This is a genomic window from Amycolatopsis acidiphila (assembly GCF_021391495.1).
Taxonomy (GTDB): domain Bacteria; phylum Actinomycetota; class Actinomycetes; order Mycobacteriales; family Pseudonocardiaceae; genus Amycolatopsis_E; species Amycolatopsis_E acidiphila.
This window is the reverse complement of the sequence record NZ_CP090063.1, coordinates 1,479,156-1,494,309: the sequence shown is the minus strand read 5'-3', so window position 1 is coordinate 1,494,309 and position 15,154 is coordinate 1,479,156. Positions and strand designations below refer to the sequence as shown.

Genomic DNA, 15,154 nt, shown 5'->3' with positions numbered 1-15,154 from the left:
CTGTCCGCCGCCTGCCCGGGTCCACGGGCCGTGCTTCGCGGCTCGCTGGCCTCGGGCGCGGCGGACGCCTACAGCGACATCGACCTCGCGTGGACGGTGCCGGGCGAAAGCTTCGGCACCGCCACGCGGGAGGTCGCGAGCGTCGTCTCCCGGGCGTGGCCGGTCACGTCCGTGCGCGTCGATCCGGACACCCGTGACTCCGGCGCCCGGCGGCTGCTGTTCTTCTGGTTCCGCGACCTGCCGCTGTTCTGGCGGCTCGACCTGGAGATCGTCTCGGCGCCACCCGGCCCGGACGTGCCCGGCCACGGCGAGTGGTCGCCCGCCGCGAGCGCGCTGGCCAACGCGGTGGCGGCGGTGAAAGCGGTTCGCCGGAACCAGCCCGCGAACGCCAGGGGCCTGCTCGACCGCGGCTTCGCGCGGGTCGGCGCGCCGGCGACCGCGACCGGCGACTGGCTGCGGGACGTCGTCGGCCTCGCCGAGGCCGCGGCACTGTCCGAGCCGGCGGTGCGGTCTCTTGCCGACCAGGTCCGCGAACTGGCCGGGGACCACCTTTCCTAGCGGCGGAAGAGCAGGGTCACCGCCACCACCACCCCGGCCGCCAGCACCAGCCCGACGATGCCGTACGGCACCGGGCGGCGGCGCCACGGCGTGTTCGTGTCGACCGAGATGCCGCCGGGGCCGGTGAACAGCAGCGCCAGCGCCATGCCGGCAAGCACGAGGTGGTACTCGAAGCCGTTGCCCTCGCCGAGGAAGAACCCCGCCTGGTACTTGAGGTAGACCGCGTTCGCAGTGACCGCGAGCAGCGCCGCCGCGGCGGCGGGGGTGAACAGGCCGAGGATCAGCAGCGCTCCCCCGGCGATCTCGGTGATCCCGCCGACCCAGGACAGCGTGCTGAGCTGGCTGGTGTAGCCCTGGTCGCCGAGGATGCGGGAGAACTCGCCGATCCCCGGGCCGCCGAACAGGCCGAACACCTTCTGCAGGCCGTGCGCGCCCAGCGTCCCGCCGAGGACGAGGCGCAGGATGAGCAGCCCGAAGCTCAGCCCACCGTGCCACTGCGGCGATCTGTCCTCGTCGTACCCGAGGCGATCTTCGGGATCGGGCAGCCTGGTGTCGTCATCCGCGCCCTCGAAATAGCCGGAATCCTGGAACAGGTTGTGCCGACCGTAGTCATCACTTTGGGTTGTCACGCCGCGCAGAGTAGAGCACTACCCCCGTCGAGTGAACAGTTTCCGCGCTCAATATTCGCCGTGCACCAGATTGTGCGGCAGTTCGCCACCGGAGTACCGCGCGATTTCCGCGGCCGCGACAGCGTAGGACCGCAGCGACGCGTCCCGCACCGTGCCCGCGACGTGCGGGGTCAGCAGCAGGTTCGGCGCCGTCCACAGTGGATGCCCGGCGGGCAGCGGCTCGGGGTCGGTGACGTCGAGCGCGGCGCGCAGCCGGCCGGAGGTCAGCTCCGTGAGCAGGGCTTCGGTCTGCACGATCGGGCCGCGGGCGGCGTTCACCAGCACCGCGCCGTCGGCCATCCGGGCGAGGAAGGCGGCGTCGACCATCCCGTGGGTACGGGAGGTCAGCGGCACCATCAGCACCACGATGTCGTGCTCGCCGAGCAGGCAGGGCAGCTCGTCGACCGAGTGGACGTCGTCGCGGGCGCGCATGCCGACCATCGTCACCGCCGCGTCGAACGGCTCCAGCCTGCGGCGCAGCTGGTGGCCCAGGTCGCCGGCGCCCACGATCAGCACCCGCTTGCCCTGCAGCGTGTCGGTGCCGCGCCGTTGCCACCGTCCGGCGGCCTGGTCGGCGGCGAACGAGCCGAGCTCGCGATGGATCGAAAGGAGGACCGCGACCACCCATTCGGCCGTACTGCCTCCGTGCGCGCCACGGCAGGTGGAGAGCAGCACGCCTTCGGGCACCGCGCCGACCCAGTCCTCCGCGCCCGCGGACAGCAGCTGGACGAGCTTGAGGTTGGGCAGTCGCCCGAGCAGCGCGGCACGGTCGTCTCCCCGGTGCGTGCCAGGGATCAGGACCTCGGCCTGGGCGGCCTCCAGGGGCAGTGGTTCGCCCGGCGTGTAGCGCACCGCCTTCACGTCCGGGATCTCGGCGAGCGCCCGGACTCCGTCGTCGCTGGGAACCAGCACCGTGAGCGTCATACCGGAAAATCTAATCGGATGCGCACCGGCTCCGGTGCGGGCGGTGGGTGGGCACTTACGGGTGACTCACGCACGCCCGCCTAGGCTTGAGGTCTATGCGCATTCGGTGGGGACGGGCTCCGTGGCTGGTCGCGGCCTGCGGCGTCGTGCTGGCGGGCTGCGCGAGCTTCGACGACCGGGCGTCCGGGCAGACGTTCGAGCCCGCGCCGGATCTCACCGCGCCCGCCGCTCCGCAGCCCGAGCTGCCCGAGCTCGACGGCAACTCCGGCGGTGACGGGACGACCAGGCCCAGCGCGCCGCAGACGTCCGTCCCGCCGCCGCAGGGGTGCACCGACTTCGACAAGGCGGTCATCGCGACCTGTCTGGACACGGTGGCCGCGGTCGCGGCGCTGCCGGGTTCGGACGCGGCCCCCGCCGCGCTCGCGGGTGAGCGCAAGAGCGGCCGGGTCCTGCAGGTCACCGGGGGCGCGGCGGCAACGGAGCTGATCAAGCTGAGCGTGGACGCGTCGGGGGACGGCGGGCTGACCGGCCTCGCGCTGTCGCCGTCGTACGCGGAGGACCAGCTGGTCTTCGCCTACATCACGACGCCGACGGACAACCGCGTGGTCCGGTTCACCAAGGGTCAGCAGGCGAAGCCGATCCTGACCGGCATCCCGAAGGGCCCGACGGACAACCGCGGCGCCATCACCGCGTTCGGCAACGGCACGCTCCTCGTCGCGACCGGTGACGCGGGCAACCCCGCGGCGGCGGCCGACCCGAACTCGCTGGCGGGGAAGGTGCTGCGGATCGACACCGCGGGGAACGCGGCCACGGGCAACCCGACGGCGGGTTCGCGGGTGTTCGCGAGCGGGCTGCACTCGCCGGGCGGGCTGTGCAAGTCGGCCGACGCCGGCCGGGTGTGGGTGACGGACGAGGGTGCCACGGCGGATGCGCTGTACCGGGTGAACGCGGGCACCTCGCTTGCGGCGCCGGCGTGGAGCTGGCCGGACAGGCCGGGCCTGGCGGGGTGCGCGGACACCGGCGAGTCGCTGATGATCGCGACCTCGGTGGCCGGCAACATGCAGCAGGTACCGATCACGCTGGACGGTTCGGTGGGGGGCCAGCCGAAGGCGATGATGGACGGCAAGAACGGGACGGGGTACGGCCGGTACGGCGGGATGGACCCGGTGAACACCCAGTACGCCGTCGTGGGCACCGTCAACAAGGACGGCGGCACCCCGGTTTCCAGCGACGACCGCGTGGTGATCATCCAGCTGCAGCCGAACTCCGGCGGTGGGAACGGCAAGGACTGAGGCCTGCCCGGGGGTTCGAGCGGGTGGTTTCTCCGCTCGGGTGTGACTCCGCGCCGGGTGGTGGCTCGTCGGCGTGTGGCGGCCGTCAGGTTCGAGGTCAGCGACGCCGCAGGGAGCGGACGTCCAGCACCGCCGCGACCAGGGAGGCCAGGCCGCACAGCAGGGCCAGGTAACGCCCGATCCCGCCGTAGAAGCCGACGCCGCCCTCCTCGCGGAGGAAGTCGCGCACGTCCGCGCTGAACTGCCAGCCGATGCCCAGCCACGCCAGCAGCATCAGCACCACGGCCACCGTCACGCCGATCAGCCACAGGTGCGGCAGGCCGCTGATCCGGACCTTCGGCCGCTGACCGAACAGCACCACCGCCACGCCCACGAGCGCCAGCAGCACCGGGCCCGACCAGGCGAGGAAGCCGGTCGTGAAGGCGTCCCGCGCGACCTCGCTCGCCGGAAGGTCGTTCAGCGCCTCTTCGACGTCCTGCCGGGTCGCGGACAGGTTCGTCCACGGCAGGAACAGCGCCCCCACGGCGATGAGCCCCGCCGCGAGCGCGACCCACTCCCGCCACGACACCCGGGCCAGTGAGAAGCCGCCCTCGGCCGCACTCCCCGAACCGGCACCGCCACGCGACCGCGCCGAACCGCCCGACCGCCTTGGGCCGACGGCGCGACCCGACGGCGCCGGACCACCGGACCGCTTCGAACCACCGGAGCGCTTTGGGCCGACGGCGCGAGCCGACGGTATCGAACCGCTCGAACCGCTCGGCACCGAACTCGCCGAACCGCGCGTCTCAGCCGGGGCCGAACCTGCCGAACCGCCCGGACCGACTGCAGTCGAGTCAGCCACCTCCGAACCAGCCACCTCCGAGGCGGACGGGCCGCCGGAGTGGTCCGCGCCGGCCCGGGCTCCCGGGCGCCCCCAGCGGGCCAACTCAGCCGCCGACCCGCTCGATGATCAGCTCCCGCACGCGCTTCGCATCGGCTTGGCCCTTCGTGGCCTTCATGACCGCGCCGACGATCGCGCCCGCGGCCTGGACCTTGCCGCCGCGGATCTTGTCCGCGATGTCCGGCTGCGCGGCCAGTGCCTCGTCCACCGCGGCGAGCAGCGCCGAGTCGTCCGAGACGACCTTCAGGCCCCGCTTCTCCACGACCTCGTCCGGCTCACCCTCGCCCGCCAGCACGCCCTTGACGACCTCACGCGCGAGCTTGTTGGTCAGCTCGCCCGAGCCCACCAGCTCGGTCACCCGCGCCACCTGCGCCGGCGTGATGCCCAGCTCGGTCAGCTCGACCTCGCGCGCGTTCGCCTCCTGGGCCAGGAAGTTCACCCACCAGCCGCGCGCCTCGCCGGGCTTCGCGCCCGCCGCGACCGTCGCCTCGACCAGCTCCACCGCACCCGAGTTGAACAGGTCGCGCAGCTCCTCGGCCGTCAGATCCCACTCGGTCTGGATGCGCTTGCGCCGGTCCGCCGGCTTCTCCGGCAGCGTCTTGCGCAGGTCCTCGACCCACTCGCGCGCCGGGGCGATCGGCACCAGGTCGGGCTCCGGGAAGTACCGGTAGTCCTCCGCGGTCTCCTTGGTGCGACCGGACGACGTGGTGCCGTCGGCCTCCTGGAAGTGCCGCGTCTCCTGCTTGATCGTGCCCCCACCGGCGAGCACCGCGGCCTGCCGCGTCATCTCGTACCGCACGGCCCGCTCGACGCTGCGCAACGAGTTGACGTTCTTCGTCTCGGTGCGCGTGCCGAACTCCGTCGCACCCTTGTCCATCAGCGACACGTTCGCGTCGCAGCGCAGCGAGCCCTGGTCCATCCGCACGTCGGACACGTCGAGCGCGCGCAGCAGGTCCCGCAGCGTGTTCACGTACGCGCGCGCCACCTCGGGCGCCCGGGGCCCGGTGCCGACGATGGGCTTGGTGACGATCTCGATCAGCGGCACGCCCGCGCGGTTGTAGTCCAGCAGCGAGTACTCGGCGCCATGGATACGACCGGTCGCGCCCCCCACGTGGAGCGACTTGCCGGTGTCCTCCTCCATGTGCGCGCGCTCGATCTCGACCCGCACGATCTCGCCGTCGTCCAGCGTCACGTCGAGGTAGCCGTTGAACGCGATCGGCTCGTCGTACTGCGAGGTCTGGAAGTTCTTCGGCATGTCCGGGTAGAAGTAGTTCTTCCGGGCGAACCGGCACCACTCGGCGATCTCGCAGTTGAGCGCGAGCCCGATCCGGATGGCCGACTCCACGGCCTTGCCGTTGAGCGTCGGCAGCGCGCCGGGCATGCCGAGGCAGGTCGGGCAGACGTGCGTGTTCGGCTCGCCGCCGAAGACGTTTCCGCAGCCGCAGAACATCTTCGTGTTCGTGTTGAGCTCGACGTGCACCTCGAGCCCGAGCACCGGGTCGTACCGCTCGACGACCTCGGCGTAGTCCATCAGGTCGGCGACGGCGGTCATGCCGACACTCCCTTCAGCTCCGGAACCCGCTCGATGAACGAACCGCGCGCGACCTCGTAGGCCGCGCCGATCCGGTAGAGCCGGTCGTCGGCCAGCGCGGGTGCCATGATCTGCAGCCCCACCGGCATACCGTCCTCATCGGACAGTCCACTGGGGACGCTCATGGCCGCGTTGCCGGCCAGGTTGGACGGGATGGTGCACAGGTCGGCCAGGTACATCGCCATCGGGTCGTCGACGCGCTCGCCGAGCTTGAAGGCCGTGGTGGGCGTGGTCGGCGAGACCAGCACGTCGACCTTCTCGAACGCCGCGTCGAAGTCCCGCGTGATGAGCGTGCGAACCTTCTGCGCCGAGCCGTAGTAGGCGTCGTAGTAACCCGACGACAGCGCGTACGTGCCGAGCATGATGCGGCGTTTGACCTCGGCGCCGAAGCCCTTCTCACGCGTGAGCGCCATGACCTCTTCGGCGCTGTGGGAGCCGTCGTCGGACACCCGCAGGCCGTAGCGCATCGCGTCGAACCGGGCGAGGTTCGAGGACGCCTCGCTCGGCGCGATCAGGTAGTACGCGGGCAGCGCGTAGACGAAGTGCGGGCAGGACACCTCGACGACCTCGGCGCCCAGCGCGCGCAGCTGGTCGACGGCCGCCTCGAACGAGCGCTGCACGCCCGCCTGGTAGCCCTCGCCGCTGAACTCCTTGACCACGCCGACCTTGACGCCCTTGAGGTCGCCGCGCAGGCCCTCGCGGGCGGCCGCGACGACCGGCGGCACCGGCGCGTCGATCGAGGTGGAGTCCATCGGGTCGTGCCCGGCGATGACCTCGTGCAGCAGCGCGGCGTCGAGCACCGTGCGGGCACACGGGCCCGCCTGGTCGAGCGACGACGAGAACGCCACCAGCCCGTAGCGGGAGACCCCGCCGTAGGTGGGCTTCACGCCGACGGTGCCGGTGACGGCGCCGGGCTGGCGGATCGAGCCGCCGGTGTCCGTGCCGATCGCCAGCGGCGCCTCGAACGCGGCCAGCGAAGCCGACGAGCCACCGCCCGAACCGCCGGGGATCCGGCCGTGGTCCCACGGGTTGTGCGTCGGGCCGTAGGCGGAGTTCTCGGTGGACGAGCCCATCGCGAACTCGTCCATGTTGGTCTTGCCGAGGATCGGGATGCCCGCCTCGCGCAGCCGCCGGGTGACCGTCGCGTCGTACGGCGGGATCCAGCCCTCGAGGGTCCGCGACCCGCAGGTCGTCGGGATGCCCTTGGTGGTCAGGACGTCCTTGAGCGCGAGCGGCACGCCGGCGAGCGCGGAGGCCCGCTGGTCCGCCTCGTCGACGGCCTTGGCCGCGGCGAGCGCGCCCTCGGCGTCCACGTGCAGGAAGGCGTGCACGAAGTCGTCCACCTGCGAGATCCGGTCCAGGTGCGCCTGGGTGACCTCGACCGCCGACACCTCGCCGGCGGCGATCTTCTCGGCCAGCTCGGCGGCCGTCAGCCTTGTTAACTCGGTCACTGTTCCTCCCCCAGGATCCGCGGCACGCGGAACCGGCCCTCTTCGGCGGCGGGCGCGCTCGCGAGCGCCTGCTGCTGCGTCAGCCCCGGGCGCTCGACGTCTTCGCGGAAGACGTTGGTCAGCGGCACGGCGTGCGAGGTGGGCGGGATGTCCTCGCCCGCGACCTCGCCGACCTTGGCGACCGAGTCGAGGATCTGGTCCAGCTGACCTGCGAAGACGTCGAGTTCCTCGGCGGTCACCGCCAGATGTGCGAGTTTGGCGAGATGCGCGACCTCGTCACGGGAAATGTTGGGCACGCGGGCTTCTCCCGGGGGGTGCTGATCGTTGGGGTTTCGGCACCCGCAAGTCTATGGCGAGCGCCCTGACCGGCTCGACTGGGTTATGCACAGCTTGCACGCGGAACGGTCTCGGTACGCGGACAGTGACTCCCGGTGGGACGCTCGGTCTGTCACAATCAGCGGCCGGCATGCGCTTCCCGGCAAGGCGGGAGCGCACAGTCCCGAGAGGGGTTCGTGTTGTCCTTCCTGATCCGGGTTCAGCTCCCGGACTCGCCAGGGACCCTCGGGGCGGTCGCCACGGCACTGGGCACCATCGGGGCGGACATCCTCAGCGTGGACGTGGTCGAGCGCACCGGCGGGGTGGCGATCGACGACCTGGTGATCGAACTGCCGTCCGGCCGCCTGCCCGACGCACTGATCACCGCCGCCGAGAGCATCCCCGGGGTCGAGGTGGACGCGGTGCGCCCGTACGCGGGCGTGCTCGACACCCACCGTGAGCTCGAACTGGTGGAGGAGATCGCGGCCCAGCCCGCCTCCGGCCTGGAGACGCTGGTGGAGGGCGTGCCGCGGATCATCCGTGCCGGCTGGTCGATCGTGGTGACCCACGCCGAGGGCGGCATCCAGCGGCTCGCGTCGTCGAGTGCCGCGCCCGAGGTGCCGATCACGCACCTGCCGTGGCTGCCGCTCGAACGCGCCACGGTGCTCGACGGCGAGGACGACTGGGTGCCCGAGACCTGGCAGGAGCTGGGCACCGAGCTGGCCGCGACGCCACTGGGGAAGCCGGGGAAGGCGCTGCTCGTGGGCAGGCCCGGCGGGCCGATGTTCCGGGCGGCGGAGGTCGCGCGGCTGGCGCACTTCGCCGGGATCGTCGCCGTCGTGCTCGACGGCTGAGTCAGGATCCGGCCTCGACACGGTTGGCGGGAGCCACAGCGAGGCTCCAGGCCCGAGCGGCACCCGGATGGTGCGTCAGCACGAAGACCGGCGCGTGGTACGGCGGCTCGCCGCCCCCGGACCCGAGCCACAAGCAGAAGGTGACCTACAGCCGCACCGATCACACGCCCGGAAGCTCAGACGTCGAGGGTGTAGGCGCGGAGCCAGCAGCCGGGAACCGGTTGCCAGTCGCGCTCGGGGAGACGGGTGAAGCCGATTCGCTCGTAGAGGCGGTGGGCCGCCTTCATGGCGTCCAGGCTGCTGAGCACCACCCGGCGCAGGCCGAGCTCCCTCGCGCGGTCCAGCACGGCGCGGGTCAGGGCCTCGCCGACGCCCCGGCCGCGGGCCGCGGGGGTCGTCGACAGCATGCGGAACTCCAGCTCGTCATCGCGGGAGATCTCGGCGAACTCGGTACCGGGACGCACGATCGTGACGGAGCCGAGCAGCTCACCGTCGGCGTTCACCGCCACCAGCAGCTCGCCGTGTTCGGCGCGGCGCGAGGCATCCGACAGCTCGTGCACGTACTCCGGGTTCGCGACCAGCAGGCCGTCCGCCTCGTATGCGGCCACCGTGAGCGCGCCGACCGGGGAGAGCTCCTGCGGCCGGGCCGGGCGCACCACGACCTCACTCATCGGCGGGCTCCTCCTCGCCGGCGGGCAGGGCCACCTCCGCCGCGGCGTCGGGGCCCCGGTCCAGCAGCACCTGGAAGCCGCCCTCGTCGAGCACCGGGACCTTCAGCTGCACCGCCTTGTCGTACTTCGAGCCCGGTGCGTCCCCCACCACGACGAACGCCGTCTTCTTCGACACCGAACCCGCCGCCTTGCCACCGCGCGACATGATGGCTTCCTTGGCCTCGTCCCGCGAGTACGTCGACAGCGAGCCCGTCACGACGATCGAGAGGCCCTCGAGGTTGCGCGGGATCGACTCGTCCCGCTCCTCCGCCATCCGGACCCCCGCACGGCGCCACTTGTCCACGACCTCGCGGTGCCAGTCGACGCCGAACCACTCCTCCACCGCCGCCGCGATGGTCGGGCCGACACCGTCCACATCGGCCAGTTCCTCCTCGCTCGCGGCCTCGATCGCCTCCAGCGAGCCGAACTCGCGCGCGAGCGCCTGCGCCGCCGTCGGGCCGACATGCCTGATGGACAGGCCCACCAGCACCTTCCAGAGCGGACGGTCCTTCGCCGTGTCCAGGTTCGCCAGCAGCTTGCGCGCGTTGGCCGACAGGTCACCGGCCTTGGTGCGGAACAGCTCCACCCGCTCGAGCTTCTCGGTGTCCAGGTCGAAGATGTCGCCCTCGTCGACCACCACCCCGGACTCCAGCAGCGCGGTGGCCGCCTCGTAGCCCAGCACCTCGATGTCGAACGCGCCGCGCCCGGCCAGGTGGAACAGCCGCTCCCGCAGCTGCGCGGGACACGAGCGCGCGTTCGGGCAGCGGATGTCGACGTCGCCCTCCTTCTGGTGCGCCAGCGGCGTGAAGCACTCCGGGCACCGGGTGGGCATCACGAACTCGCGCTCGTCACCCGTGCGGGCGTCGGCGACCGGGCCGAGCACCTCGGGGATCACGTCACCGGCCTTGCGGATGACCACCCTGTCGCCGATCAGCACGCCCTTGCGCTTGACCTCCTCGGCGTTGTGCAGGGTGGCCATGGCGACCGTCGACCCGGCCACTTTCACCGGCTCCATCACCGCGAACGGCGTGACCCGGCCGGTGCGCCCGACGTTCACCTGGATGTCGAGCAGCTTCGTGATCGCCTCCTCCGGCGCGTACTTGTACGCGATCGCCCAGCGCGGCGCCCGCGACGTGGTGCCGAGCCTGCGCTGCAGCGACACCTGGTCGACCTTGATCACGATGCCGTCGATCTCGTGCTCGGCGTCGTGCCGGTGCTCGCCCCAGTACCGGATGTGGTCGAGCACCTCCTCCGCGGTGGTGAAGACCTTGGTGTGCGTGGACACCGGCAGGCCCCACGCCCGCAGCGCGTCGTACGCCTCCGACTGGCGCCCGGGCTCGAAGCCCTCGCGTCTGCCGAGGCCGTGGCAGATCAGCCGCAGGCGACGGCTGCGGGTGACACGGGGATCCTTCTGCCGCAACGATCCCGCCGCCGTGTTGCGCGGGTTCGCGAACGGCGGCTTGCCCGCCTCGACGAGCTTCGCGTTCAGCTCCAGGAAGTCCTCGACGCGGAAGAACACCTCGCCGCGCACCTCGACCAGCGCGGGCACCGGGAACTCGTCGGTGCCGGTGAGCCTGTCCGGCACCTGGTCGAGGGTGCGGACGTTCAGCGTGACGTCCTCACCCGTGCGCCCGTCGCCGCGGGTGAGCGCGCGTGTGAGCTTGCCCTGTTCGTAGAGCAGGTTGATGGCCAGCCCGTCGATCTTCAGCTCCGCCAGGTACTGCGTGGACCCGCCGACCTCGCGCTCGACGCGCTCGATCCAGGCGAGCATCTCCTCGGTGTCGAAGACGTTGTCCAGGCTGAGCATGCGCTCGAGATGGTCGTACGCGGCGAACTCGGTGGAGAACGTGCCGCCCACGTTCTGCGTCGGCGACTCCGGCGTTACCAGGGACGGGTACTCCGCCTCCATGGCCTCGAGCCGGTGCAGCAGCTCGTCGAACTGACCGTCGGAGATCGTCGGCGAGTCCAGCACGTAGTAGCGGAACTGGTGGCCGCGGACCTCGTCCGCCAGCGCGCCGTACCGCTCCCGTACCTCGGCGGGCACGTCCGTCACGTCCTGAGCTTCACTCACAGTCGGTCAGCTTAGTCAGGGCCCCCGACATTTTCCGCGTTCTCCCCGCCGAGCCCCCGGACCAGGTCACGCAGCTGCAGCAGCGACATCGAGCCGGCAGGCTCGGCCTCGACGGCCTCCACTCTCCGTAGCCGCTCCCCCGCCAGGCGCTCGCCGAGCGTGGCGTCGAGCGGCAGGAACGTCATGGCCGCGCGGGACGCCTCGTCGAGCTCGGCGAGCTTCGGGTGGAACACCGTCACGTCCACCCGGCCGTCCTCGACCTGTGCGCCGACGCGGAACTCGCCGAGGGAGATCCGCTGCTCGCCGAGGTTGACCGTCACCCCGGACGGGTCGGGCACCGGGGGCACCGAGTCGTGGTACTCCCAGATCGCGTCCTCCTCCGGGGCGGCCTCTCGCCACGCGTCGGTGTAGGGCCGCAACGCCGGGTCCTCCTGGCCGGTCACGACGAGCGCGTAGATCGCGTGCCGGCCGCGTTCGAGCGAGAAGTGCAGGTCCGGGTGCAGCCGTGCGACCGCGCCGGCCAGCTCGTGCTCGACCCGCTGGGGCTCCCGGTCGCCGAGCGCCGCGTTGATCTCGGGCAGCAGCTCGAACCAGTGCCGCCAGAAGGCGATCGCCGCGGCGGCCGGGTCGTCGGGCACGTCCTGCGCCGGCCACGGGGTGCGCGGATCGGGGACCTCGTCTTCCCTTGCGGTGCGCCGGAACCATCGCATCAGGGCTGTCTACCAGCCTTCCGGGGGCTCCACGAACGCTTTGCCCAGATCGCGGGTCAGCGCCAGCGCACGACGCAGCCAGTCGGGCGTCGAGCCGGCGAAGCCGCATGTCGGGGTCGGCACGGCGCGCTCGGCGAGGATGGACCGGTTGAAGCCGAGCCGGTCCACCAGCCGCAGCGCCGGCGCGGCCACTTCGTGCAGTGTCACCGGCGTCGCGGGCGCGAGCGCGGGCACGAGGCCGAGGAACAGGTGCACACCGCTGTCCCACGCCTCGCCGAGCTCGTCGAGCAGCTTCGCGGGCGAGCCGTCGAGCAGGGTCGCGTCGAGCGCGAGCGCACCCGCCCCGGCCGAGCGCAGGAGCCCGACCGGCGGGCGCGGCGCGCAGCAGTGCACGACCACGGGCTGCCCGGTGATCCGTTCCGCTCGTTCGATCACGGTCGAGAGCAGGTCTCGCGCCTCGGGTTCCTCGACAGCGGCGACCGTGCCGTAGCCCGAGGGGGTGGACAGCGAACCGGCGAGGACGTCCGGCAGCGTCGGCTCGTCGAACTGGACGACCACCTCGGCTCCGGTGCGGGCCTTCAGCTCGCCGACGTGCGCGGCGAGGCCTTCGAGCATCGACTCGGTGAACTCGCGGACGGCGCCCCGGTCGGTGAGCGCGCGATGGCCGCGGGGCAGCTCGATCCCCGCGGTCAGCGTCCACGGGCCGGCGAGCTGCGTCTTGATCACCGTCGCCCCGGTGGCCACCTCCTGCAGCGCGTCGAGGTCCCAGCGCAGGAGGTCGACCGCGCGCCGGTGGTCGTGACCCGGATGGGCGGCGACCCGGTAGCCGCTGGGCACCTCCTCGACAGCCAGGTCGACGAGGAACGCGGCCGATCGGCCGAGCAGGTCCGCGCCGACCCCCCGCGCGGGCAGCTCGGGCAGGTACGGGAAGTCGGGCAGCTCGCCGAAGACGACGGCGGTGGCTTCACCCGCGTCGGTTCCCGGCATGGAACCGACACCGGTCGCGGCACCGGCGGGCCAGGCTCGTTCGCTCACGACGTCATTGTGGCCGGTGGTGCCATCGGACGGGCGGGCGGTGCCACCCGCGGCCCGGCGGGGAACCGGAAACTGAGCATGAGAAAGCATCTCGACGCGAATCCCGACATTTCTCCGCAATTCGCCTCGGCGGCCCCGTGGCGCGTTTTCGCTGGCTACGCTTTGAGCGCATGACGAGTGATTCGCGGCGGGCCGGCGGCGGCACGCTGTTCACCGAGCCGATCCTGGTGGTGAACCAGAAGGCCAGACTGGTGGAGACGGTCACCGAATTCGCCGTCTTCGACCAGCACGGCAGGCAGCTCGGCGCGGTGGTCGAGGTCGGGCAGGGGCTGTTCCGGAAAACGATCCGGCTGTTCACGAATTACGACCAGTTTCTGTCCCATCGTTTCGAAGTACGGGACATCGGCGGCAGTGTCGTGCTGAAAGTGACCAGGCCTGCGAAAATGGTGCGTTCCCGCTTTCTGGTGACCCGAGCGGACGGCACCCCGATCGGCGAGATCGCGCAGGAGAACGTGTTCGGCAAGATCCGGTTCTCGTTCACCGCGGGCGGGCAGCCGGTCGGCCAGCTGCGCGCGGAGAACTGGCGTGCCTGGAACTTCTCGATCACCGACGCGGCGGGCACCGAGGTCGCCCGCGTCACCAAGACCTTCGCCGGGGTGCTGAAGGAGGCGTTCACGACCGCCGACAACTACGTCGTCGAGGTGTACGACCACCTGTCCGACCCGCTCGCGAGCATGGTCGTCGCCGCCGCGCTGACCGTCGACACCGCCCTCAAGCAGGACCAACACGACACGTGAGCGGCGTCTCAACACCGTTGTGTGGACAATCCATCCCTGAGCGTTTCAAAGTAAATGATCCAGGGATGGAAAGGACGTTGAGGTCGCGTGGAACCACTCGCCGAGGACGCAGCACGGTCGTGGACCGAGCCGGGAATCTACGCCGTGGCGCCCGGCGTCTACCGGGTCCCACTGCCGCTGCCCAACGACGGGCTGCGCGCGGTCAACGTCTACGCGATCACCGACGGCGCCGAGCTGGTCATGATCGACTCGGGTTGGGCGCTCGACGAGGCCCGTGAGCAGCTGCAGGCCGCGCTGAAGGGCATCGGCGCGGAACTGGGCGACGTGACGCAGTTCCTGGTCACCCACGTGCACCGCGACCACTACACGCAGGCCGTCGCGCTGCGCCGCGAGTTCGGCAACCGGATCGCGCTGGGCGAGCACGAGCGGACTTCGCTCGAGATCGCCGCGAACCCCGGCGGCTCCCCGGTCAACACGCAGATGACGCTGCTGGGCGAGGCCGGTGCCACCGAGGTCGTCGAGGCGCTGCGGCAGTTCTTCGGCGGCACGACGCGCAACACCGAGGCCGACATCTGGGAGATGCCCGACGAGTGGCTCACGCCGGGCCGCCGGACCGTGCTCGGCGATCGCGCGCTCGACGTCGTCCACACGCCGGGCCACACCGCGGGACACGTGGTGTTCGACGACGCGGCGGCGGGCCTGATGTTCACCGGTGACCACGTGCTGCCGCACATCACCCCGTCCATCGGCTTCCAGCCGGGTGCGACCGAGCTCCCGCTGCGCGACTTCCTCGACTCGCTGCGGGTGGTGCGCGGGATGCCCGACCGGCAGATGCTCCCGGCGCACGGCCTGGTGTCTCCGAGCGTCCACGCGCGGATCGACGAACTGCTGGCGCACCACGAGGAGCGCCTGGCCCGCACGGCGGCGACCTTGTCCGAGGGCGCGTCGACGGCTTACGAGGCCGCACAGAAGCTGGGTTGGACCCGCCGGCAGCGCAAGCTCGGCGAGCTCGACCCGTTCAACCAGATGCTGGCGGTGACGGAGACCAAGGCACACCTGGATCTCCTTGCCTACCAGGGGAAGCTGAAGATGTCCGAAGTGGATGGTGTGCGGCACTACACGGTGGCGTAGGGCAGGGGGCCCAAACCCCAGAGAGTTGGGTGGTCATCCCGTCGCCTGACACGGGACGATCACTTTCCCTCAGGGCCGCAACCTGCGCTGGTACCGGCAGCCGAGAACACAATGCTTGCGGCCCTGAGGGAAAGTGATATGCACAAACCGCAGGCGACGGGATGGCC

15 protein-coding genes are annotated in these 15,154 nt (G+C 71.5%); 5 read left to right on the top strand and 10 right to left on the bottom strand.

Translation table 11 applies throughout. The features are described 5' to 3' along the window. Nucleotides 1–30 precede the first annotated feature (30 nt). Nucleotides 31–558: a hypothetical protein gene (locus LWP59_RS07315; protein WP_144640895.1), complete on the top strand. Its 528-nt coding sequence runs from the start codon at nt 31–33 to the stop codon at nt 556–558. Here LWP59_RS07315 and LWP59_RS07310 read toward each other — a convergent pair. Then, a complete protein-coding gene (locus LWP59_RS07310) occupies nt 555–1,187 on the bottom strand; it encodes a DoxX family protein (protein ID WP_373299669.1) in 633 nt (210 codons plus the stop codon). The two genes, LWP59_RS07315 and LWP59_RS07310, sit on opposite strands and share 4 nt — an antisense overlap. Nucleotides 1,188–1,235: 48 nt before the next feature. Continuing rightward, on the bottom strand, nt 1,236–2,150 hold the full coding sequence (locus LWP59_RS07305; protein ID WP_144640898.1) for a 2-hydroxyacid dehydrogenase: 915 nt from the start codon (nt 2,148–2,150) through the stop codon (nt 1,236–1,238). A gap of 95 nt (nt 2,151–2,245) precedes the next feature. Between LWP59_RS07305 and LWP59_RS07300 the strand changes: the two genes are divergently transcribed. Next, nucleotides 2,246–3,442, top strand: a complete 1,197-nt coding sequence (locus tag LWP59_RS07300) for a PQQ-dependent sugar dehydrogenase (RefSeq protein ID WP_144640901.1) — start codon at nt 2,246–2,248, stop codon at nt 3,440–3,442. 97 nt (nt 3,443–3,539) lie between these two features. Here the strand turns inward: LWP59_RS07300 and LWP59_RS07295 are convergent, their stop codons facing one another. From LWP59_RS07295 to gatC, 4 genes are all read right to left on the bottom strand, one after another. Then, nucleotides 3,540–4,010, bottom strand: coding sequence for a hypothetical protein (locus LWP59_RS07295; protein WP_229857816.1), 471 nt, complete (start codon nt 4,008–4,010; stop codon nt 3,540–3,542). A 358-nt stretch (nt 4,011–4,368) separates the two neighbouring features. Continuing rightward, nucleotides 4,369–5,874: an Asp-tRNA(Asn)/Glu-tRNA(Gln) amidotransferase subunit GatB gene (gene gatB, locus LWP59_RS07290; protein ID WP_144640904.1), complete on the bottom strand. Its 1,506-nt coding sequence runs from the start codon at nt 5,872–5,874 to the stop codon at nt 4,369–4,371. Beyond that, entirely contained in the window at nt 5,871–7,364 is a 1,494-nt protein-coding gene (gene gatA / locus LWP59_RS07285; RefSeq protein WP_144640907.1) for an Asp-tRNA(Asn)/Glu-tRNA(Gln) amidotransferase subunit GatA, read from the bottom strand. The genes gatB and gatA overlap by 4 nt, the downstream gene beginning before the upstream one ends. Beyond that, the gene (gene gatC / locus LWP59_RS07280) at nt 7,361–7,660 is read right to left on the bottom strand and encodes an Asp-tRNA(Asn)/Glu-tRNA(Gln) amidotransferase subunit GatC (RefSeq protein WP_144640909.1); all 300 of its coding nucleotides are present in this window, start codon (nt 7,658–7,660) and stop codon (nt 7,361–7,363) included. Before gatC ends, gatA begins: the two co-directional genes overlap by 4 nt. 219 nt (nt 7,661–7,879) lie before the next feature. On the opposite strand from gatC, the gene LWP59_RS07275 reads away from it, so the two are divergent. Then, on the top strand, nt 7,880–8,533 hold the full coding sequence (locus LWP59_RS07275; protein WP_186383325.1) for an ACT domain-containing protein: 654 nt from the start codon (nt 7,880–7,882) through the stop codon (nt 8,531–8,533). A 176-nt stretch (nt 8,534–8,709) separates the two neighbouring features. On the opposite strand, the gene LWP59_RS07270 is transcribed toward LWP59_RS07275, so the two are convergent. The 4 genes from LWP59_RS07270 to LWP59_RS07255 are packed head-to-tail and all read right to left on the bottom strand — an operon-like array spanning nt 8,710 to nt 13,059. Further along, the gene (locus LWP59_RS07270; RefSeq protein ID WP_144640916.1) at nt 8,710–9,204 is read right to left on the bottom strand and encodes a GNAT family N-acetyltransferase; all 495 of its coding nucleotides are present in this window, start codon (nt 9,202–9,204) and stop codon (nt 8,710–8,712) included. Next, nucleotides 9,197–11,314 (bottom strand): NAD-dependent DNA ligase LigA, encoded by a 2,118-nt coding sequence (gene ligA, locus LWP59_RS07265; protein WP_144640919.1) that lies wholly within the window; start codon nt 11,312–11,314, stop codon nt 9,197–9,199. The genes LWP59_RS07270 and ligA overlap by 8 nt, the downstream gene beginning before the upstream one ends. Before the next feature lie 11 nt (nt 11,315–11,325). Further along, nucleotides 11,326–12,024 carry a hypothetical protein gene (locus LWP59_RS07260; protein ID WP_144640922.1) on the bottom strand — a complete coding sequence of 233 codons (699 nt, stop codon included), beginning with the start codon at nt 12,022–12,024 and terminating at the stop codon, nt 11,326–11,328. 9 nt (nt 12,025–12,033) lie between these two features. Beyond that, a complete protein-coding gene (locus LWP59_RS07255; protein WP_144640925.1) occupies nt 12,034–13,059 on the bottom strand; it encodes a uroporphyrinogen decarboxylase/cobalamine-independent methonine synthase family protein in 1,026 nt (341 codons plus the stop codon). 170 nt (nt 13,060–13,229) lie between these two features. On the opposite strand from LWP59_RS07255, the gene LWP59_RS07250 reads away from it, so the two are divergent. Both LWP59_RS07250 and LWP59_RS07245 read left to right on the top strand, forming a co-directional pair. Beyond that, a complete protein-coding gene (locus tag LWP59_RS07250) occupies nt 13,230–13,856 on the top strand; it encodes an LURP-one-related/scramblase family protein (protein ID WP_144640928.1) in 627 nt (208 codons plus the stop codon). Between the two features lie 87 nt (nt 13,857–13,943). Then, the gene (locus LWP59_RS07245; protein ID WP_144640931.1) at nt 13,944–14,987 is read left to right on the top strand and encodes an MBL fold metallo-hydrolase; all 1,044 of its coding nucleotides are present in this window, start codon (nt 13,944–13,946) and stop codon (nt 14,985–14,987) included. Nucleotides 14,988–15,154 lie beyond the last annotated feature (167 nt).

What these genes read in the sequence shown, in the direction of transcription:
- LWP59_RS07305 (WP_144640898.1), bottom strand. Translation starts at nt 2,150, where the DNA reads ATGACGCTCACGGTGCTGGTTCCCAGCGACGACGGAGTCCGGGCGCTC.
- LWP59_RS07300 (WP_144640901.1), top strand. Translation starts at nt 2,246, where the DNA reads ATGCGCATTCGGTGGGGACGGGCTCCGTGGCTGGTCGCGGCCTGCGGC.
- gatB (WP_144640904.1), bottom strand. Translation starts at nt 5,874, where the DNA reads ATGACCGCCGTCGCCGACCTGATGGACTACGCCGAGGTCGTCGAGCGG.
- LWP59_RS07270 (WP_144640916.1), bottom strand. Translation starts at nt 9,204, where the DNA reads ATGAGTGAGGTCGTGGTGCGCCCGGCCCGGCCGCAGGAGCTCTCCCCG.
- LWP59_RS07260 (WP_144640922.1), bottom strand. Translation starts at nt 12,024, where the DNA reads ATGCGATGGTTCCGGCGCACCGCAAGGGAAGACGAGGTCCCCGATCCG.
- LWP59_RS07250 (WP_144640928.1), top strand. Translation starts at nt 13,230, where the DNA reads ATGACGAGTGATTCGCGGCGGGCCGGCGGCGGCACGCTGTTCACCGAG.